Genomic DNA, 19,186 nt, shown 5'->3' on the forward strand with positions numbered 1-19,186 from the left:
GTCGTCCTGTTACGCTTAGCGCTCGCGGTAATGCGCCGAAAGAAATTCTAGGGATGCGCTCGAAACGCGCTTGACCGATGGGTGCAGCACTTGACCGATGAAGCGTCAGGAAAACCCGCAGACAGGTTTCGACCGGAGGAGGGCACAGTGGATTTGCGTCAGAAGTCCGTATCAGCGCGCATCTATCGAGGATTGCTCGACGCGGCGGAGCGTGAGGGTCTCGATCGCACCAAAGTGGCTCACGATATCGGCATCGCGGAGGCTGACCTCGCCGCGGCGGATGCGCGAGTCCCGGGCGACAAGCATGTCGCAATGCTCCAGCTCGCGGAACGCTGCCTGATGCGCGGCGCGCCCGAGGGCGACGCGCTCGATGGTCTGCTGTATTTCCCCGAGCTCGCGGGCGTGCTCTGCAATAGTCCGACGCTGCGCGATGCATTGCGTAATTACGTCACGTACCGCGACCTGATCGGTAATGTCGACTGGCTCATCATGCAGGAGGATGGCGACCAAGTCGCATTCGAATACGTGACGGAAGGCGAAGGGCGCAACGCCTCGAGCGCGCTCGGCAACTTCACGCTGATCGCGCGCGTGGCCAGGCTCTACGACGCGCGCCTGCGCGTGCGCGACGCGGGCATCACCGATGCGCGGCTCGGTGCGCTCGGGGCGCTGTGCGGGACGTTGGGCGTGCGCGTTCAACTCGATCAGGCGTGCAATCGGATGGTGTTGCAGTCGTCGGCGCTGGATCGCGCGTTCGAGGTCTACAACGCGCCGCTTTCGAAAATTCATATGCATGCCGCGCATGGCATCTTGCAGCGGATTCGCGAGCAGGGCCGCTTTTCTCCGACAGTCGAGCGATGTCTGCGTGACGTGCTGCGCGAGCAGGCGGATGCGATCGATCCCAAGAGCCTGCAGACGATCGTCTGCGAGAGGCTGTCGCTGACGCGCTGGACCTTGCAACGCAAGCTCGCCGCGGAGCGCAAAACCTTCACCGAGGTGCTGACGCAAACGCGCATCGACGAAGCGCGTACGCTGCTCGCGCATACGCCGATGTCGATCAGCGAGATCAGCGAGCGGGTCGGCTTTGCATCGACGACAGCGTTTACTCGGTTCTTTACGCGCGCATGTGGAGCACCGCCGGCACGATATCGAGGACAGTGCCGGGTGTGATCTTCCTATGATGCGCATCTTTCAGGACATGACCCGACTGTTCGGCGTCATGGGGGCGATCGTTTCGCTGGTCGCGTTTCTGCCTTATGGACTTGCGATCTGGCGCGGCACCGTACGTCCGCATCTGTTCACGTGGCTGGTCTGGTCGGTCGTCACGGCGATTGCGGCGGTCGGACAATTCGTCGCCGGTGCAGGCCCTTCGGCGTGGTCTACCGGGGCGATCGCGGCCACCTGCTTCTTTGTTCTCGTCGCGAGCGTCTTTCGGGGTGAACGGCGGCGGACCGCTTTCGATTGGCTTTGCCTCGTCGCTGCGTTGTCGGCTATTCCGCTCTGGATACTCACCAATGATCCGACTTGGTCGATCTGTCTTGTCACGCTGATCGAACTCGTCGGCCTCGGGCCGACGGTGCGCAAGACCATCCTCGATCCGTGGAGTGAGAGTCTTTTGTACTTTGCGCTATGCGTTCTTAAGTACGCGCTCGCGATTCTCGCGCTGCCGAAATGGAGTGTGGCCGTGGCGTTTTATCCGGCCGTGAATATCGTGGCGTCCATCGGGGTCTGTTCGTTGATGGTGGTGCGTAGGCGGCAGGTGGGGGCCTATTGCGCGCGGTCGCAGTGAATCAACCCGATTCACCTTTGCGCGCCGCCCCCAAACATCGTCATGCGCTGCAAGATCCACGCGAGCAGTTCGTGCGCGGCCGCGACGAGCGGCCGCCCGGATTTCACCAGCACGCGCGCCTTCGTGCCTAAAAACAGCGCGTGGTCGATCGGCACGGTCGCCAGCTCGCCAGCCTGAATCTCGCGCGAGGCCGCGAACTCTCCGATCAGCGTCGCAAAGTTTTCATCGGCGACAAACCGCTTGAGTGCCGTTAGCGAATTGGTGGTGAGCGTCGCGCGGATCTCAACGTGTTCGACGAACGCCAGCATCGTTGCGAGGTGCCCGATGCCGAACGTGCTCGGCATCAACGCCAGCGGCCACGCGAGCAGATCGTCGATCGTGGCGGGCTTGCCGCGCCGCGCGAGAGGATGGTCGCGGCGCACCAGCAACACCACGGGCTGCGCGGAACTCGCGCGATATTCGACGCGCGGATGCGGCGGCGGATTGAACGCGAGCCCGATATGGGCGCGGCTTTCCGCAACTGCGTCGAGCACGTCGTCGACCGGCAGCACGGTGAGGCCGATATCGACCTTCGGGTATTGCACACAGAACGGCGTGATGACCTCGGCAATCAGCGCATCCACGTAACCCTCGCTGACGGCCAGATCGACGCGGCCTTGCTGCAAGCCGCGCAACGCGTGCAGCTGATCCTCGAACTTCTCCTGCTGCGCGCGATAGCCGCGCCAGAACTCCAGCAGATGCGCGGCGGCCTCGGTGGGCCGGACGCCGCGCGCCTGCCGCTCGAACAGCTGCACGCCCAGTTCGTCTTCGAGCAGCTTGATCTGCCGCGTGATCACCGAGGGCGACGTGTTGAGGCTGTCCGCGGCACCGCGGATCGTGCCGTGCCCGAGCACCTCATGGAAATAGCGCAGCCGCTGCTGATTGATTTCGCGCATCACATCCCCGTTAGCCTGTGGCTCCGTTGCTGTGTGAGGAACGATATGTGAACTTTGTTGCTCTTGCTAGCAAGGATTGCCCTGGTCAAGATGGTGTTGCGCACGCGCTTCCTCGACCCGCCGAACTCGCGGCCAGTAACGGTGCGCGGTGATTTCGACGAGTTTCGTATCGTTATGTATCCACCGGGCTGACCGACAAACACCGTTGCAAAAGTCGGGGTTCGCGGAAACAGACGGGATACATGAGGGGGTTCAAATATGTCCATGCCAGTCGGCGGTGCCGCAAAGCAAAGCGGACGTCGACGCGACTGGATGCACGGGCCACGCAACCGTGGTCTGAACCAACTCAATTGCTCTCAGGTGGATGCCATGAAACTCGTCAAGTCGCTGATCGTTGCCGCTGTTGTCGCTGTCCCCGTCGTTTCGTTCGCGCAGTCCAACGCGCCGGTTACGCGTGCCCAGGTTCGCGCGGAACTGGTCCAACTCGAAAAGGCGGGTTACAACCCGGCTGCGGATTACAACACCTATCCGCAGGATATCCAGGCCGCCGAGGCACGCGTGAGCGCGCTGAACGGCGCGGCGGCGTCGGCATATGGCGGGGCGGCGAACGGGTCGTCGGCGGCCGGAGCTGGCGCGGTTAAGGTCCCGGCTCTGTCGCAGCAACAGGACGTTGCCGCCCTCGCCTCGGTCTACGCGCATCATTGACGTTTGGCGAGCGCTGCCCATGTGGGCAGCGGCAATGGAAGACGGCCCGCTTCGAGCGGGCCGTTGCGCATGCACCGGATATCGGCAATCGCGAGGCTACCAGGCACCGACCAGAGATACGTCGTGAGCCCGAGCGACACCGCGCGCCAGAAGCCGAAACGTTCGGGACCGGCGAAACCATGCGCGGCCAGGCCGCTGCGCACCATATATCCGGCGATCGGCAGACTCACCAGCAGGTAGATCGCGAGCGCGACGATCGCCGGCATCGCCGCAATCACCATCGACCATGCCGGCGAACTCCTCGCGACATCAGCCGTAATCACATGCTCGGAGAATCTCATCAGCGGCACCGCCGCGCGCGGCACCAGAAAGTGAAACGCCACCACGGCGACGATGAAAAGCAGCGTACTCGCGAGCCACTGACGCCACGCGCACGACCACCACACGTAAAGACGCCGCCCGAAACTCATCGCGCGGTTGACGCTGAACAACGCGCCTCTATCCGTGAGCGCCGCAACGCACACCAGCACGACGAACAGCACAGCAGCGAAAACCAGCGTGTAGGGACTCCAGATGAACGCGACCGCGTGCTGTCCCGTTGAGGCCGCAGCAGTGGCGGTGATCGCCCAAAAAGTTCCGCCAGGAACATGAAGCGGCCGCTCAAGCTTTCAATCAGCTCGCTCTGTCGTCTCGTTGTCGCGCACGCTCTTTTGCCGGGCGTGACGACGTTGCACATTAGCCACGCGGAACCCCAAAGAAAGCGCAATCCTTCGCGGCGCGCGATCTGATTGTGCCTTCCTTTTGTCCGATATTCATCAGGTCTGCGCAAATAGCGTGGATTACACTGGTTTTCGCCATGCGACTTTAAAGCGTGGCTGACTCACGAAGTCACCATTGCGCGGACTTTCGTGCATCCTTTCCGCACGTATCCGCCGACACCGGGCGAAACACGACTGCCCGGCGAAAACGTTTCGTCATTCACCACTTTGGCCCCACCTCTGGTCCTTCAACCGACGGCGACCAGGCATCGCTGCGGCCATTTCATATCGACTATTTTCGTTTGATTGATCCAGGCCCCGATCCCGGCAGCCGAACGGCTGTTGCACGCCGCGATTTCATGCGCCTGATTTGCTAACAAGGAGATGAAGATGAAGACCCGGCATATAAGCGTTTGGACGGCGGTAGCCGTTGCAATTCTGTCGCTGAGCGGCACCGCGCAGGCCGGCGGCAGGGGTGATGGCGACGGTGATGGCGACGGTGGTCGCGGGGGCCTTTGCTCCAAGGCAACGCTAAAGGGACCCTATGGGTTCATCGGTCACGGAGAGATTCTTGGATTGCTCGATTCGACGAACACGCTGCATCCGTTCACGAGCCCGTTGATTTACGATGACGTCGCCCTGGTGACGTTCGACGGCAACGGTGGTTTCACACGCACTGACGTTGGGAACATCAACGGCGTGCCGAAAGCCGGCTCGACTACCTTCAATCCTCACCAGACCGGCACCTACACGGTGAACTCCGATTGCACCGGAACGATGTCGGTCCGCTACATTACCGGAGGACCTGTGGCGGCTGGCGTCGAGACTGACCTGAACATCGTGATCACTTCGGACGGGACGCAGATCGAATCCGTGGTCTATCGGGCGAGTGTCCCGACAGCCTCGTCGACTCCCGACTACAGCTGTCCGATGAATTGCGTGCAAGGTGTGCAGGAACACTTTGAAGGGAAGAAGGTTCTGGTCTACGGGTTCCGGTAGTCGAGTGCTAACGCATCGGATGAGTTCACGTTCGCCGCCGGCCTTTCAGCCGGCGGCTCTCCCGTATCATCGATGTTTCGCTCAGTGCCCTTGCCGCTCGCCCACCGCGACCGGCGCATGCCTGGTCTGGCGGCTCAGCATCAGCGTCACGACCGCCGACACCGCCAACGTCGCGCCGACCACATAAAGCCCCGCCGAATAGCCGCCCGTCACGTTCTTGAGCCAGCCGATCGCAAACGGCCCGACGAAGCCGCCGAGGTTGCCGATCGAGTTGATCATCGCAATCCCCGCGGCCGCCCCGGCGCCCGACAGGAACATGCTCGGCATCGCCCACAGCGGCGCCTTCGCGGCGCTGATGCCGACGTTCACGACGACGAGCGCAAGCACGATCATCAACGCGGTGCTCGCATTGCCGGCGAACACGAAGCCTACGCACGCAAGCGCGCACGGAATCACGACGTGCCAAGTACGTTCGTCGGTACGATCCGAGTGCTTCGCCCAGAGCACCATCGCGATCACCGCGAGCACGCTCGGCACACCGGCAAGCAGCCCGGTTTCGAACGTGCCGAAACCATATTGGCGGATGATCAGCGGCGCCCACAAGCCGAGCGTATAAAGTCCCGCCGAGGTGCCGAAGTAGATCAGCGCGAGCGCGAGCACGCGCGGATCGCGCAACGCGCTGAGCGCGCCGGCCGTGTGGCCTGCATGGGCGTGCCGCGCGTCGGCTTCGAGCTTCAGCTTCGCGATCAGCCAGTCGCGCTCCTCGGGCTGCAGCCACTCGGCTTGCGCGGGCTTGTCGGTCAGATACTTGAGCACGCCGAAGCCGAGGATGATCGCCGGCAGGGCTTCGAGTATGTAGAGCATCTGCCAGTCGGCGAGTCCGGCGATCGGCGGCAGTTTCATGATCGCGCCGGAAATCGGCGAGCCGATCGCGGTCGAAATCGGTGCGGCGGCCATGAACCACGCCGCCGCGACCGCGCGCTGCCGGGTCGGAAACCACAGGCTCAGATACAGGATGATGCCGGGAAAGAACCCCGCTTCCGCGACGCCGAGAATGAAGCGCAGCGCGTAGAAGCTGTTCGGCCCGACGACGAACGCGGACGCGAGCGACACGAGCCCCCACGACACCATCACGCGAGCAATCCAGCGGCGCGCGCCGACCTTGTGCAGGATGAGGTTCGACGGTACTTCGAACAGAAAATAGCCGATAAAGAAGAGGCCGCCGCCGAGGCCGAACGCGGTCGGCGAAAGACCGATCGCCTTGTTCATCGACAACGCGGCGAAGCCCACATTCACGCGATCGAGAAAGCTCACGAAGTACAACAGCATGACGAACGGGATGATCCGCAGCATCAGCTTGCGGGACACCCGGCTTTCGAGTTCCGAAGTCATTGTCTCCTCCTGCTGCGCGCGGCAGTGGACCGCGCGCGAGCCTCGCGCCGGCCGACGTTGGGCCGAGCTAGTCGAGTCAAGGTTGGGTGCCGGCCACGTGGTGGCCGGGGCGTAGACCGTGCGCCTGAGTTGCGCGCGGTTCCCGCTTGGTGCCGGTCAATTCAAGCGAAGCCGGCGTTCAAGCCGCGTTCTCCGCGGGCGTCGCCGCCTGCTCGATGAACGCGCATACGGCCGCCGTCACCTGCGCGGTCGTGGCCGTGCCGCCGAGGTCGCGGGTATGCAGCGACCTGTTCGCGGTGACCGCTTCGACGGCCTGCATCACACGCCTGGCCGCGGCGAATTCGCCGAGGTGTTCGAGCAGCATCACGACCGACCAGAACGTGCCGACCGGATTCGCGAGCCCCTTGCCCATGATGTCGAACGCGGAGCCGTGGATCGGCTCGAACATCGACGGATAGCGGCGCTCCGGATCGATGTTGCCGGTCGGCGCGATGCCGAGGCTGCCCGCGAGCGCGGCTGCAAGGTCGCTGAGAATATCGGCGTGCAGATTGGTGGCGACGATCGTGTCGAGCGTGGCGGGGCGATTGACCATGCGCGCGGTCGCAGCATCGACGAGTTCCTTGTCCCACGTGACGTCCGGAAACTCCCTGGAGATTTCGAGCGCGATCTCGTCCCACATCACCATCGCGTGACGCTGCGCGTTGCTCTTCGTGATCACGGTCAACAGCTTGCGCGGACGCGACTGCGCGAGCCGGAACGCGAAGCGCATGATGCGCTCGACGCCGGCGCGCGTCATGATCGACACGTCGGTCGCGGCTTCGATCGGATGGCCCTGATGCACGCGGCCACCAACACCCGAGTATTCCCCCTCCGAGTTTTCGCGAACGATGACCCAGTTCAGGTCTTCGGGCTTGCAGTACTTCAGCGGCGCGTCGATGCCGGGCAGGATGCGTGTCGGGCGCACGTTCGCGTATTGATCGAAGCCCTGGCAGATCTTCAGACGCAGACCCCACAGCGTGACATGGTCGGGAATGTCCTTGTCGCCCGCCGAGCCGAACAGGATCGCATCCTTGTTGCGGATCGCATCTAGCCCGTTGGCCGGCATCATCAGGCCGTGCTGGCGATAGTAGTCGCCGCCCCAATCGAAGTTCTCGAACTCGAACGTGAAGGCGCGCGTGGTCTTCGCGAGCGCTTCGAGCACCTGCGCGCCGGCCGGCACGACCTCCTTGCCGATGCCGTCGCCTGGAATGGTTGCGATGCGATAGGTCTTCATGTCTGCGTCCTGTGCTTGGTGAATGGCGTGAGTGGACTCTAGCGCGGTCGCATGGGTAAAAACCGGTGCTAAACTCAAAGCATCTTTAACTTGCATTCACAAATGCGAAGGCGTGGAAACGACGATGCGCGACACCGTGCAGCCAGCGGATCTGAGCTTTTTCTCGACGCTCGCCGCGAGCGGCAGTCTCAGCGCGGCCGCGCGCGAACTCGGGCTGACCGCGGCCGCCGTCAGCAAGCGCCTCACGCAGATGGAACAGCGCGCGGGCGTCGCGCTCGTGAACCGCACGACGCGCCGCATGATGCTGACGCCCGAAGGCGAGCTATACCTCGAACGCGCGCGGCGGATTCTCGACGAGATCGACGAGCTGGCCGAACTGCTCGGCTCGGCGAAGAAGACACCGAAGGGTTTGCTGCGCGTAAACGCGACGCTCGGCTTCGGGCGCAGCCATATCGGACCGGCGATTTCGCGCTTCGTCGCGCGGTATCCGCAAGTGTCGGTTCAACTGCAGTTGTCGGTCACGCCCCCGCCGCTCACCGACGACAGCTTCGACGTCTGCATCCGCTTCGGCGAGCCGCCCGATACGCGCGTAGTCGCACGCCGGCTTGCGCCGAACCGGCGTCTGCTGTGCGCGGCGCCGTCATATCTCGCGGCGCACGGCACGCCGCTCACTGCGCACGATCTGACGCGCCACAACTGCATCGGCATTCGGCAGGGAGACGAAGCGTATGGCGTGTGGCGGCTGACGTCGGGACGCGGCGCCGCGCGCAAGACCGAGGCGGTGCGCATCAAGGGAACGCTGACCACCAACGACGGCGAGATCGCCGTCAAATGGGCGCTCGAAGGACACGGCATCCTGATGCGCGCGGAATGGGACATCCGGCAGTATCTGGCGGAGGGGTCGCTCGTTCAGTTGCTGCCTGATCACGACACGCCGAATGCGGACATCTTCGCGGTGTATTCGCCGCGGCAGCAGATGTCGAATCGGATTCGCGCGTTTGTCGAGTTTATTGCGCGGGAGTTGGGGGGTGAGGTGGGGGTGGTTGGGTAGTGCTGCGGAGCGGTTAACTCGTCGCGGAGCTACTCGACACATTGCGACACATTGAGAAGGAGGCTGTTTCTGGCTCGCGAGCAGCTGAATCACAATCTGGACGGCCTTATCAGCAGATCGGCATTATCTGAAAATTGAGTACTGCTTGTTTTTGCACGATTGCCTCGATAGTGTGTGCTGAGTCTTATCCCCTTTCACTGGCTGAGGAGAAGTAGAAAAGATGCGCTATGTCGCTGATACGGAAAAGGCAGATGACCTGATCAACCAAGGGCATCTGATTGGGAATGGCCAGTGCGTTACACTCGTTCATGCTGTTGTGAGTATTCCGCCGTCTTCCTTATGGAAAAGGGGAGACCGAGTCCAAGGCAATTTCCTCATCGCCAAAGGAACCGTAATAGCCACATTCGACAGCAATGGACGCTATGGAAATCACACGAACGGAACCAGCCATGCGGCAATTTATCTCGGGCAAACACTGGATGGAATCACTGTAATTGACCAGTGGAATGGCCATACCAAACAACCTCCGCATCGGCGTACTATCCATTTCCGTCGCGGCCATGGAACGCCTGTTAATGATGGCAGCCGATATTATGTTGTCGAATAAGGCGCTCTTCCTGGCAGTTTGCCTCGTGGCAACAAGCGCCGCGTGTGCGTCGCCAACACGGATCCGATTCAAATGCCCAAGCGTTCTTTCTGCGGGAGGGCAACATCATGTTCTGGATAACGCATCCCTGTTCGATGGCCCTCCAGAGGAGGAGGCGGACCTTATTCCTGAGCCAGGAAAAACATCTGACCAGTGGGATTTAACGGGCGTCGACCCCTATCTGGTATGCCGCTATCACGGCACTAACAGCACTTTTGTGATTCATGCTGTTGGTGCTCGGACCTGCGAAGCCACCAGCAAACCCTTTGCTGTTCACTGCACCTCTCGTTAAATGGACTGGGATAACCGCAAAATGGCGGCGCTGCTTGTAGCTGCTGCTATTGCTGCGTGGATGCCGTTGGCATACGGCAAAATTTGCCCGGAAAAAGATGCTTTTGCGGCGGACGCGATGGTGGATCAACTCGATAGCTGGGCTCAGGTAAATAGCGCATTCAGTCAGTATGGTCACTGCGACGATGGTGGGATTGCTGAAGGCTATTCTGAGGCAATCGCGCGATTGCTGATTGACCACTGGAAAGCACTGCCGGAACTCGATGCACAAATCAAGCTCGATCCGCCACTAGAATCGTTCGTGCTGCGTCACATTAACTCAACGCTTGATACTGACGACCTTGCAAAGATCGCTACGCTCTCTACCAGATCTTGCCCAAAAGGCATGAGTTCACTGTGTAAAGCATTGGCTAATGCCACATCGCAGGCTGAACAGTAACCGCTGCGACGGCTACGCGTGCTTGCATATGGGCTGCGCCCTGCTAATGGGATAGAAGGTGCCTCCAACACCGCAACTCCCTCTGACTGAACGAACGACGCGCGTGTTCGTACGCCGGAACGGCCTGTACGACTGGAATCTGTAGCACGAAAATCGCGATCCCCACAGTCTGTAACAGACCCGCCTCTTTTCACTGCACATCACTGGCTATCGAATAAAACTCCCCGATATCGTAAAGTTGAGGAACCAAACCCCGATCCCACTCCTTTACTCACCAAGGCCGGACCTGACCAAACCGGGTAACGATGCCGAGACCAGACCCCGCGCCGTACCGCAGCCCGAGAACCCCGATGACACGGCGGCGCCGGCGTCTTCTGATCATCGGCGCCATCGTGCTGGTCGCCGCGTTCGGCTGGATGGTCGCGCTGATTCTCGAGCCCGCGTTCCAGCGCACGATCGTCATCACTTCCGGCGCAGACGGCGGCATTTATCGCGGCTTTGCCGATCGCTACGCGCCGCTGCTCAAGCGCGAAGGCATCAAGCTCGACATCCGCAGCTCGTCGGGTTCGGTCGAAAACTACCAGCGCCTCGCTGACCCGGACAGCGCCTATCAGGTCGGCTTCATCCAGTCGGGCACGACCAGTCCGAAAGACACGGACAATCTGCAAACCATCGCCGCCGTGTCGTACGAGCCGATCTGGGTGTTCTATCGCGGCGACGCGACGATCGACCGGCTGTCGCAACTGCGCGGCAAGCGCATTTCGATAGGCGTGCCGGGCAGCGGGCTGCTCAACGTCTCCCAGGTGCTGCTCGGCTACAGCGGCGTCACGAGCCAGAACTCGACGCTGCTGCAGATGGACGCGAACGCCGCATACGAAGGGCTCGAAAGCGGTCAGATCGATGCGGCGTTCTTCATCGGCCGGCCCGACGCCGACATGCAGCACACGCTGCTGACCAGCAACCTGAAGCTGATGAGCTTCGCGCAGGCCGATGCACTGGCGCAAAAATTCCCGTCGCTGTCGAAGATCGTATTGCCGCGTGCCTCGACGAGCGTCGCCGACGATCTGCCGCGCAGCGACGTCACGCTGCTCGCGGCGACGGCGCTGCTGGTGTCGAAAGACACGCTGCATCCGGCGCTCGTCTATCTGCTGCTCGACGCGGCCCGCACGGTGCACGGCGGCGAGGACTACTTCACGCCGCTCGGCACGTTCCCGAACCTGAACACTGAAGAATTCCCGATCTCCGACGAAAGCGTGCGCTACTTCAAATCGGGCCGGCCGTTTCTGTATCGCTACCTGCCGTTCTGGCTCGCGAGTCTGATCGAGCGACGGCTGCTGATTCTGGTGCCGTTCCTTGCGCTGCTGATCGGCCTCGCCCAGGCGCTGCCGAGCATGCTCGAAGCGCGTATGAAGAAGCGCCTGTTCGTGTGGTACCGCGCGATCAAGGCGCTCGAGGACGAAGTATGGAAGAACGCCGAGCCGACTCGCGCGCAGGTCGCGCAATGGAGTGACGAGATTGAAAACATCGACGCGAACGCTAGCCAGATCCGGATTCCGTACCGCTACTTTCAGGACGTTTACGCGCTGAAGCAGGCGATCGGCGTCGTGCGCGACCGGATCGCGCACGTAGCGCAGAAGATGGAGAAGTAGAGACGCCGCTCCTTACCCCTGCACGTTTCCCGGGTATTCACCACCGCCGTACCGGTTGATTTTGCGCCCGCCCTCACCGCATGGTCGATTGCCGCAGCGCAAGAAGAAAATCTCTGTGAAATCGGTCGGACGATAGGCCGATTTAATTGGCGTGCTCGCGAATCGCATCCTGTAATGGACTCCTGCCGTGCGCGTACCGTCCATCCAGTCCGCCGCACACTAACCGGAGAGCGTCCATGTCGCAGCCCGAGCCGAATGTAGACGAAATAGTCCGCAGCATCGCCGAAGAAACCGACACGCCGACCGAAACGGTGTCCCGCATGTACGCCGATACGCTCGCCGAATTCCGGAGCGAGGCGCGCGTGTTCGACTACGTGCCGCTGTTCGCCGCGAAGAAGGTCCGCAACGAGCTTCGCCAGAAGCATCCTCGCAAGCACTGACTCGCTGCAGGCGGTGATGCATCGGCTCACCGCACTGCCGCAAGCGTCGTGGCTCCAGATTTGTCGTTCATGGTGGAGCTAACAATCACGTCGCAAATTTTCTATGCTGGCGGTTCCACAGCTTTCCACAGGAGCCGCCCACATGTCCGCCCCGCTGCAGATTCGCGCCGTCACCCGCGACGATTTCGATGCATGGCTGCCGCTATGGGACGCCTACAACGCGTTTTATGGCCGCTCGGGCGAGACCGCGTTGCCGCGCGAGATCACGCAAATCACCTGGAATCGCTTTTTCGATGGCTACGAGCCGATGCATGCGTTCGTCGCCGAACGCGCCGGGCAATTGCAGGGCATCGTGCATTTTCTGTATCACCGCCATACGACGATGGCGGGACCGATCTGCTATCTGCAGGATCTATACACGCTCGATAGCGAGCGCGGCAAGGGTGTCGGCCGTGCGCTGATCGAGGCCGTCTATGCGCGGGCACAAGCCGACGGCGCGCAACGCGTCTACTGGCAGACGCACGAGACGAACCGCACCGCGATGCAGCTCTATGACAAGGTCGCGGACAAGTCCGGCTTCGTGGTTTATCGGAAAACGCTTTGACGCCTGATCGCGGCTCAGCGGATGCGTGCCGAGTCCGATCGCGTCGCGCTATGCGGTTCATGCGATTCAATTCAGGACGATAGCGCGAAGCATGCGGCGATTCGGCCACGCGGTGCTATGCTTTGATCCGGTCCAGCGGCGCGGTGTGTCCCAGCCGCGCGCTCGCGCCGCCCAAGCGTAGGAGGCCACGTCATGCCCAACGCGATCCAGATTCAGGTTGCCGACTCGCATCTTTATCCGGGCTGCGCGGTGCGCATCGCCGAACTTCCCGAACCGGCCGGCGCGCCGAACCTCGCCGAGGCGCGCGTCGAGTTCGCGGATGGCTCCGGCGCGCACGCCACCTATCATCGGCGCGCGCATGACGAACTCGAATTGACCGTCGACCGTTACGCGACGCAAAAGCGTCATCCGATCGACGCACGGCACTGGCTACTATTGGCTGTCGATGCCACGCATCACAGCTGGCGCGTGAAGCGTCGGCTGCCGTAAAGCCGCGAGGCCTGCCGGCCTCGGCGGACCCATAACCGGTGTCGCGCGCGCCGCCTCCAGCGGCGCCGAAGCGACCGTCACGTCTCCTTCGGAACTCACCGATGACCGACCACGATCCTCACCTGCCACCGAAACTGGACAACCCCGATTCAATCGACAACACCAACGACGCCCCCGACGATCCCGAACGCCGGCGCGTCCTGACCGGTCTCGCGGCGGTCGGCCTCGGCCTCGCGCTGCCCGGCTGCAAAACGGGCGAGGCACTCGCGGGCAACGGCCCGCCGCGCAGCGCCGCCGACTTGCGGCTCGACGCTGCGCTGCACGATCAGGTGAAGAACATCGTGGTGATTTACGCGGAGAACCGCAGCTTCGCGAACCTGTACGGCAACTACCCGGGGGTCCAGCATCCGCTCGACGAGGTCACCGCCGAGCAGTACGTCCAGCTCGACCGCGATGGCAAGACGCCGCTGCCGCGGCTGCCGGCGATCTGGGGCGGGCTCGTGCCGCAGGCGCAGGAAGTGGACGGCAAGCGCTATATGATTGGCGAAAAGGATCTCGATCATCTGCGCAACCGGCCGTTCCAGATCGTCGATGCGCACGGCGCGCCGCTGCCGACCGGCGTGATCACCCGCGATCTGATCCATCGGTTCTATCAGAACCAGATGCAGATCAACGCGGGGCGCAACAACCAGTTCGCCGCGTGGGGCGATTCGGGCGGCCTCGTGATGGGGCACTACCGCAATTCCGCCGACTCACTGCGTCTCTGGAATCTGGCGCAGCAGCACACGCTGTGCGACAACTTCTTCATGGCCGCTTTCGGCGGTTCATGGCTGAATCACATCTTCCTGATCTCGGCGCAGGCGCCGTACTACCCGGACATCCACAACAGCCCGGCGAGGAAGATGGTGTCGGTCGTGGAAGGCGACGATCCGACCGGCACCCGTTTGAAGCTCGCGCCCAATTCGCCCGCGTCGGCGCTCGACGGTCCGCCAAAGTTCGTCAATGACGGCGCTTTCACCGCCGACGGCTACGCAGTCAACACGATGGCTCCGCCGTATCAGCCGAGCAGCGTGCGTCCGGCCGAAGGCGGCGACCCGGCATTTGCTGACCCGTCGGACCCGCGCGTGATGCCGCCGCAGAATTACGCGACGATCGGCGACCGGCTGACCGCCAGGGGCATCGACTGGGCGTGGTACAGCGGCGCATGGCAATTCGCGCTCGATCATCGCGATACGGGATCGATGCCCGACTTTCAGTATCACCATCAGCCGTTTAACTACTTCGCCAATTACGCGCCGGGCACGGCCGCGCGCCGCCGGTATCTGCGCGACGGCGGGATGGGCAACGACGCGTCGACCAATCGCCTGATCGCCGACATCGACGCGGGACGTTTGCCGACCGTCACGTTCTACAAACCGCAGGGCGACCTGAACATGCACGCGGGCTATGCCGACGTCGCCTCGGGCGACCGTCACATCGCGACGCTGATCGAGCATATTCAGCGCGGGCCACAATGGCAGAACACGGTCGTGATCGTCACCGTCGACGAGAACGGCGGTTGGTGGGACCACGTCGCGCCGCCGATCGGCGATCGTTGGGGGCCGGGTTCACGCGTTCCCGCGCTGGTGATCTCGCCGCTCGCGAAGAAGGGTTACGTCGATCACACGGTGTACGACACGAACTCAATTCTGCGTTTTATTAGTCGTGTGCATGGACTCGCTCCGCTCGATGGCGTGGTCGCGCGCGACAAGGCATTCGCCAGCAACGGACTCGCGCCGCTCGGCGATCTGACCGCTTCGCTCGATCTCGCTTGACGCCTGTCGGCTGCGTTGATTTGCCGCGCCTCGCGGTGTGCATGTGCTCATTCCAGCATGCATATCGCGTACGGCGCGCCGCTTCGAGCATGCATCGTACCTCGCCTCACGGTTTGGCGAATTATTTTTCCATTCGCAAATCATGCCTTTGTCTTGCATAAAGCGCCGCGCCGCCTAGACTGGTAAAGCCCTTCGCAAATTATGAACGGAACTGCTATGCGACTGACCATCCTGATCAACGGTTCCGATCCCACCGTAAGCCATGATTACGCTGTGCTCTGGCTCGATACTGATGAACATCGGTGGTCGAGAGAAGCGCATCAAGGGATCGACTTGCCCCCTTGGGGTGAACTGCGCGACGAGAACGGCGTGACCACGCTGTGCGCACCGAGCGCCGACGCGCCGCTCTGTACGTTGCGCGGTCTGCACGTCGATCGCAAGGAACGAGTGAGCGCCGCGCAAGGCGCCGCAGCATGGACCGCGCTGCGAACCCGCAAGGCGACTAGCGGCTTCTGGCGTTTGCAGGCGGTGGATCGTCAAAAAACTCGCGCTGAAAACAGCGTGTTCGGTAATTAATCTCCGGCGCGCTTCGCCGCGCTGCCTCTTTTCCGGTCGAAACTTCCGGCTCGTTCCGCGAGCACTGCTCGAGCGCGTAAATCTGTTCGTGCGCAAACGAACATAACGTACCGCGAGAACGCAGGTCTTAAGACCTTCTTAAGATTGCGTGAGTAGAGTCGGAAGTCCACGCATTCGGGTCGCTGCAAAGCGGCCCACTTTTTTGTGCGGCGCACGCCGCCTCTTCTGTTTCCCATCCCCTTTCTTTGATTCGCATGGTGCGGTCGCTCGATGCGGGCCGCGACGCTATACTTGCGTCCCCTTTCATCGAACCACCGACACATGAAGAAGTGGCTTGCCTGTCTGTTCCTCGCCGTCGCCGCCCATGCGGGCGCGGCGCCCTCCTGCACCAGTTTCACGCCGAATGCGCAATGGCCCGTCCTCACCAATCAGAAGATGGCGCCCAAAACGCGCATGCTTTGCTATAGCGATTTCGCGGTGCTGCATTCGGGTATCACGCACGGTCCGCTGTGGTCGGCCGAGCATCTGACACGCGAGCACATCGAAGAAGCGAAGGACATGGTGCGTACCAACAAGTTCTTCGAAGACGCGCGTCTGCCCGAAGGCGAAGGCGCGACCCTCGCCGACTACAAACGCAGCGGCTTCGATCGCGGCCATATGAGTCCGGCGGGCAATCGCTGGAACAATGAGGCGATGGCGCAATCGTTCTCGCTCGCGAACGTCGTGCCGCAAGACCGTCAGAACAACCAACGATTGTGGGCACGCATCGAAACCGCGGTGCGCAAGATCGCACTAGCCTACGACGACACGTACGTCGTCACCGGACCGCTGTTCACCGGACAGCAATTGCAGACGATCGGACCGACGCGCGTGTTCGTGCCGACCCAGTTGTACAAGGTCGTCTATGTGCCGTCGCGTCAACTGGCTTTCGCAGTCGTGGTTGACAATGTAGCGACCAACCGCTACGACATGCGCACGATTCACGAGCTCGAAGCAATGTCGGGCATCCGCTTTCCGGGCATTCCGGATAACCTGAAGGACCAGCGGCCAGGAGGACTAAAAGGTGTTTAAGCCCTATTCGAACGATGACGACGTGCTCAACATTCAGGGCGATGCGCTCACGCTCAGCAACGGCACGACGCGTGTCGTGCTGAACGGCACGCTCGAATTGACGCGCGACCAACGCGGCCTGAAGGCGGCGCTCGCGCTGAAGGAAGCGCTCGATGCAATCGTCGCGAGTCTTCAGGCGCAGAAGGATTTGCCGGCGAAGGTGCAGGACGAGCCGGATGCCAAGCCGGGTGTCGTGCAGAACCCGTTTGAATAACCGGACCCGTCGGCGTTGCATTTGCGCAACCTCGCAGCCCGCAAGTTTTACTGATGTCGGTCACGCAAACCTTTGCGTGACCACTCGTTTTCTAATCTCGCGCCAATCGAGCGGATCGCCTCCGCTCTGTCACATAAAGTACATGGAGAAACCTTAGCGTGCGAGGTTTCCTCATACATCGACTGGCGTCGCCATGCATCCAGCGTTCTCGAGATTTCGCCGTTCTTCCGCACAGGGGAATCCGCGCACAGCCGGAGACTTGTGCCACGAAGTTCCATCCGTAGACGTTGAAGACCCCAACTCCGTGGTCATGGAGATCTTCTCGGCGCGCCGCGACATGCAGAGCCTCGCTGTCATCAATGAGCACCGTCCCATCGGCCTGATCAACCGCGACATCTTCATGTCGCAGATGAGCAAGCCGTTCCATCGCGAGCTTTACGACAAGAAGAGTTGCATCGCGTTCATGGACAAGGACCCGCTCATCGTCGATGCCGACGTGAGCATCGAAGCGCTGACGTTCAGGACCGTCGAGGCCGGAGAAAAAGCACTGGTCGATGGTTTCATCGTGACACGCGACGGACTCTTCTCAGGTCTCGGCAGTGGTCTGCAACTGATCAGCGCGGTCGCGGAAATGCAGGCGGAGAAGAACCGCCAGATCATGCAGAGTATCGAGTACGCCAGCGTGATCCAGCGCGCCATGTTGCGCGCTTCCAGCGAGACGCTGTCGATGAAGCTGCGCGACGCGGCGATGGTCTGGGAACCTCGCGACGTAGTCGGCGGCGACTTCTATCATTTCGCGGCCTTTCCGACCGGCTGGTTCGGCGCTGTTGCCGATTGCACCGGACATGGCGTTCCCGGCGCCTTCATGACCTTGCTTGCTTCGGCGTCGTTGTCGAAGGCGCTCGAACAGATCGGGCCGCGCGACCCCGCCGCGCTGCTGGCGGCCGTCAATCGCAACGTCAAGGCCTTGCTGGGGCAAGTGAACAGTGCCGACGAAGGAACCCAATCCAACGACGGCCTGGACACGGCACTCTTCTGGTTCGATGCGACGGAGAGCATGCTGCGTTTTGCCGGCGCGAGGATCGCGCTGCATATCCTGTCACCCGATGCCGCGGAGTTCGAGACGATCAGCGCCGACCGCATGGGCGTCGGTTACGTGGACAGTCGCGCCGACTATGCGTGGAGCTTGCGCTCGATTCCGGTCACGACGGGTAGCCTGCTGTTCATCTATACCGACGGCCTCGCCGATCAGATCGGCGGCCCGCGCAACATTTCTTTCGGCCGGCGCCGTGCGCTCGACCTGATCCTCGAAAACCGCGCCGAAACCCCAGCGACGATTTGCGAGCGCGTCCGGCTCGCGCTCGCGCAATGGCAAGGCAATCAACCGCGCCGTGACGACGTCACGCTTTTCTGTGCCCGCATTTAGTGAATTCCCAGAATGTCTCAACTACTAGAACAAGACAGCGCCTTTTTCGAACTCGCGCAGCGGCGCAATGTGCTCTTCTATCACAAGGGCTACTTCTCCCATAACATCGTCGCGTCGATGGGCGAAGTCGTGAAACTGCAACTCGAAGTCGCCGGCGTCAGCGGTCCGACCCGCCGCAAACTCTTCTCGTCTTTTATCGAGCTGGCACAGAACATCGTTCATTACTCGTCGAACGCGCTGGAGCCAGGCGGCGAAGGGACGGGCGCGATACGCGAGGGCGCGGTGTGCATCTCCAGGCACGGCGAGCATCACGTGATGTTGTGCGTCAATCCCATCGCGACCGCCGAGGTCGAGGGCCTGCGCAACAGGCTGGAGCCTCTGCGCAGCATGTCGCTCGAAGAAATCAAGCAGGCGTACAAGGTGACATTGCGCGCCGACGCGCCGAAGGACAGCAAGGGCGCCGGCCTTGGCTTCCTGACGATGGCGCGCGATGCGAGCGCGCCGCTTGAATTCGCTTTTCATCCGCGTGCCGACGAACCCGGCACCACGCTGTTTTGCCTCATGGCCATCATCTGAGCAGGAAGGCACA

General features: G+C 62.1%; 22 protein-coding genes. 18 read left to right on the plus strand and 4 right to left on the minus strand.

The window, feature by feature from the left end:
• Nucleotides 1-147 precede the first annotated feature (147 nt).
• Both G5S42_RS12610 and G5S42_RS12615 read left to right on the plus strand, forming a co-directional pair.
• Nucleotides 148-1,167: an AraC family transcriptional regulator gene (locus G5S42_RS12610; protein WP_176107033.1), complete on the plus strand. Its 1,020-nt coding sequence runs from the start codon at nucleotides 148-150 to the stop codon at nucleotides 1,165-1,167.
• 28 nt (nucleotides 1,168-1,195) lie between these two features.
• Nucleotides 1,196-1,786, plus strand: a complete 591-nt coding sequence (locus G5S42_RS12615) for a hypothetical protein (protein ID WP_376776947.1) — start codon at nucleotides 1,196-1,198, stop codon at nucleotides 1,784-1,786.
• A gap of 11 nt (nucleotides 1,787-1,797) precedes the next feature.
• On the opposite strand, the gene G5S42_RS12620 is transcribed toward G5S42_RS12615, so the two are convergent.
• Entirely contained in the window at nucleotides 1,798-2,721 is a 924-nt protein-coding gene (locus G5S42_RS12620; RefSeq protein ID WP_176107034.1) for a LysR family transcriptional regulator, read from the minus strand.
• A 369-nt stretch (nucleotides 2,722-3,090) separates the two neighbouring features.
• On the opposite strand from G5S42_RS12620, the gene G5S42_RS12625 reads away from it, so the two are divergent.
• Nucleotides 3,091-3,426 (plus strand): DUF4148 domain-containing protein, encoded by a 336-nt coding sequence (locus G5S42_RS12625; protein WP_176107035.1) that lies wholly within the window; start codon nucleotides 3,091-3,093, stop codon nucleotides 3,424-3,426.
• On the opposite strand, the gene G5S42_RS12630 is transcribed toward G5S42_RS12625, so the two are convergent.
• Nucleotides 3,420-3,968, minus strand: a complete 549-nt coding sequence (locus G5S42_RS12630) for a hypothetical protein (protein ID WP_176107036.1) — start codon at nucleotides 3,966-3,968, stop codon at nucleotides 3,420-3,422. The genes G5S42_RS12625 and G5S42_RS12630 overlap by 7 nt on opposite strands.
• Before the next feature lie 606 nt (nucleotides 3,969-4,574).
• Here G5S42_RS12630 and G5S42_RS12635 point away from each other — a divergent pair.
• Complete coding sequence (locus G5S42_RS12635) at nucleotides 4,575-5,183, plus strand: hypothetical protein (protein ID WP_176107037.1); 609 nt, start codon at nucleotides 4,575-4,577, stop codon at nucleotides 5,181-5,183.
• Nucleotides 5,184-5,264: 81 nt separating this feature from the next.
• Here G5S42_RS12635 and G5S42_RS12640 read toward each other — a convergent pair whose 3' ends face one another.
• Both G5S42_RS12640 and G5S42_RS12645 read right to left on the minus strand, forming a co-directional pair.
• Complete coding sequence (locus G5S42_RS12640) at nucleotides 5,265-6,575, minus strand: MFS transporter (RefSeq protein ID WP_176107038.1); 1,311 nt, start codon at nucleotides 6,573-6,575, stop codon at nucleotides 5,265-5,267.
• A gap of 178 nt (nucleotides 6,576-6,753) precedes the next feature.
• The gene (locus G5S42_RS12645) at nucleotides 6,754-7,848 is read right to left on the minus strand and encodes a tartrate dehydrogenase (protein WP_176107039.1); all 1,095 of its coding nucleotides are present in this window, start codon (nucleotides 7,846-7,848) and stop codon (nucleotides 6,754-6,756) included.
• Between the two features lie 124 nt (nucleotides 7,849-7,972).
• On the opposite strand from G5S42_RS12645, the gene G5S42_RS12650 reads away from it, so the two are divergent.
• The 14 genes from G5S42_RS12650 (at nucleotide 7,973) to G5S42_RS12710 (ending at nucleotide 19,173) form a co-directional block, all read left to right on the plus strand.
• On the plus strand, nucleotides 7,973-8,899 hold the full coding sequence (locus G5S42_RS12650) for a LysR family transcriptional regulator (protein WP_176107040.1): 927 nt from the start codon (nucleotides 7,973-7,975) through the stop codon (nucleotides 8,897-8,899).
• Nucleotides 8,900-9,119: 220 nt separating this feature from the next.
• On the plus strand, nucleotides 9,120-9,506 hold the full coding sequence (locus G5S42_RS12655; protein ID WP_176107041.1) for a BPSL0067 family protein: 387 nt from the start codon (nucleotides 9,120-9,122) through the stop codon (nucleotides 9,504-9,506).
• Nucleotides 9,493-9,837, plus strand: coding sequence for an STY0301 family protein (locus tag G5S42_RS45740; RefSeq protein ID WP_368611023.1), 345 nt, complete (start codon nucleotides 9,493-9,495; stop codon nucleotides 9,835-9,837). Before G5S42_RS12655 ends, G5S42_RS45740 begins: the two co-directional genes overlap by 14 nt.
• Nucleotides 9,838-10,275, plus strand: a complete 438-nt coding sequence (locus G5S42_RS12660; RefSeq protein WP_246391978.1) for a hypothetical protein — start codon at nucleotides 9,838-9,840, stop codon at nucleotides 10,273-10,275. It abuts the gene before it with no gap.
• A gap of 350 nt (nucleotides 10,276-10,625) precedes the next feature.
• The gene (locus G5S42_RS12665; protein ID WP_176107042.1) at nucleotides 10,626-11,924 is read left to right on the plus strand and encodes a TAXI family TRAP transporter solute-binding subunit; all 1,299 of its coding nucleotides are present in this window, start codon (nucleotides 10,626-10,628) and stop codon (nucleotides 11,922-11,924) included.
• Between the two features lie 236 nt (nucleotides 11,925-12,160).
• Nucleotides 12,161-12,364 carry a DUF3562 domain-containing protein gene (locus tag G5S42_RS12670; protein WP_176107043.1) on the plus strand — a complete coding sequence of 68 codons (204 nt, stop codon included), beginning with the start codon at nucleotides 12,161-12,163 and terminating at the stop codon, nucleotides 12,362-12,364.
• A 142-nt stretch (nucleotides 12,365-12,506) separates the two neighbouring features.
• Nucleotides 12,507-12,968 (plus strand): GNAT family N-acetyltransferase, encoded by a 462-nt coding sequence (locus tag G5S42_RS12675; RefSeq protein ID WP_176107044.1) that lies wholly within the window; start codon nucleotides 12,507-12,509, stop codon nucleotides 12,966-12,968.
• A 192-nt stretch (nucleotides 12,969-13,160) separates the two neighbouring features.
• Complete coding sequence (locus tag G5S42_RS12680) at nucleotides 13,161-13,457, plus strand: hypothetical protein (protein ID WP_176107045.1); 297 nt, start codon at nucleotides 13,161-13,163, stop codon at nucleotides 13,455-13,457.
• A gap of 101 nt (nucleotides 13,458-13,558) precedes the next feature.
• A complete protein-coding gene (locus G5S42_RS12685) occupies nucleotides 13,559-15,271 on the plus strand; it encodes an acid phosphatase (protein WP_176107046.1) in 1,713 nt (570 codons plus the stop codon).
• A 216-nt stretch (nucleotides 15,272-15,487) separates the two neighbouring features.
• Nucleotides 15,488-15,847, plus strand: coding sequence for a DUF3564 domain-containing protein (locus G5S42_RS12690; protein WP_013092796.1), 360 nt, complete (start codon nucleotides 15,488-15,490; stop codon nucleotides 15,845-15,847).
• 321 nt (nucleotides 15,848-16,168) lie between these two features.
• Nucleotides 16,169-16,918, plus strand: a complete 750-nt coding sequence (locus tag G5S42_RS12695; protein ID WP_176107047.1) for a DNA/RNA non-specific endonuclease — start codon at nucleotides 16,169-16,171, stop codon at nucleotides 16,916-16,918.
• Nucleotides 16,911-17,171 carry a hypothetical protein gene (locus tag G5S42_RS12700; protein WP_176107048.1) on the plus strand — a complete coding sequence of 87 codons (261 nt, stop codon included), beginning with the start codon at nucleotides 16,911-16,913 and terminating at the stop codon, nucleotides 17,169-17,171. Before G5S42_RS12695 ends, G5S42_RS12700 begins: the two co-directional genes overlap by 8 nt.
• A 310-nt stretch (nucleotides 17,172-17,481) precedes the next feature.
• Nucleotides 17,482-18,597, plus strand: coding sequence for a SpoIIE family protein phosphatase (locus tag G5S42_RS12705; protein WP_176107049.1), 1,116 nt, complete (start codon nucleotides 17,482-17,484; stop codon nucleotides 18,595-18,597).
• A 12-nt stretch (nucleotides 18,598-18,609) separates the two neighbouring features.
• Nucleotides 18,610-19,173: a SiaB family protein kinase gene (locus G5S42_RS12710; RefSeq protein ID WP_176107050.1), complete on the plus strand. Its 564-nt coding sequence runs from the start codon at nucleotides 18,610-18,612 to the stop codon at nucleotides 19,171-19,173.
• Nucleotides 19,174-19,186: the final 13 nt, after the last annotated feature.

The organism is Paraburkholderia youngii, from assembly GCF_013366925.1.
Taxonomy (GTDB): domain Bacteria; phylum Pseudomonadota; class Gammaproteobacteria; order Burkholderiales; family Burkholderiaceae; genus Paraburkholderia; species Paraburkholderia youngii.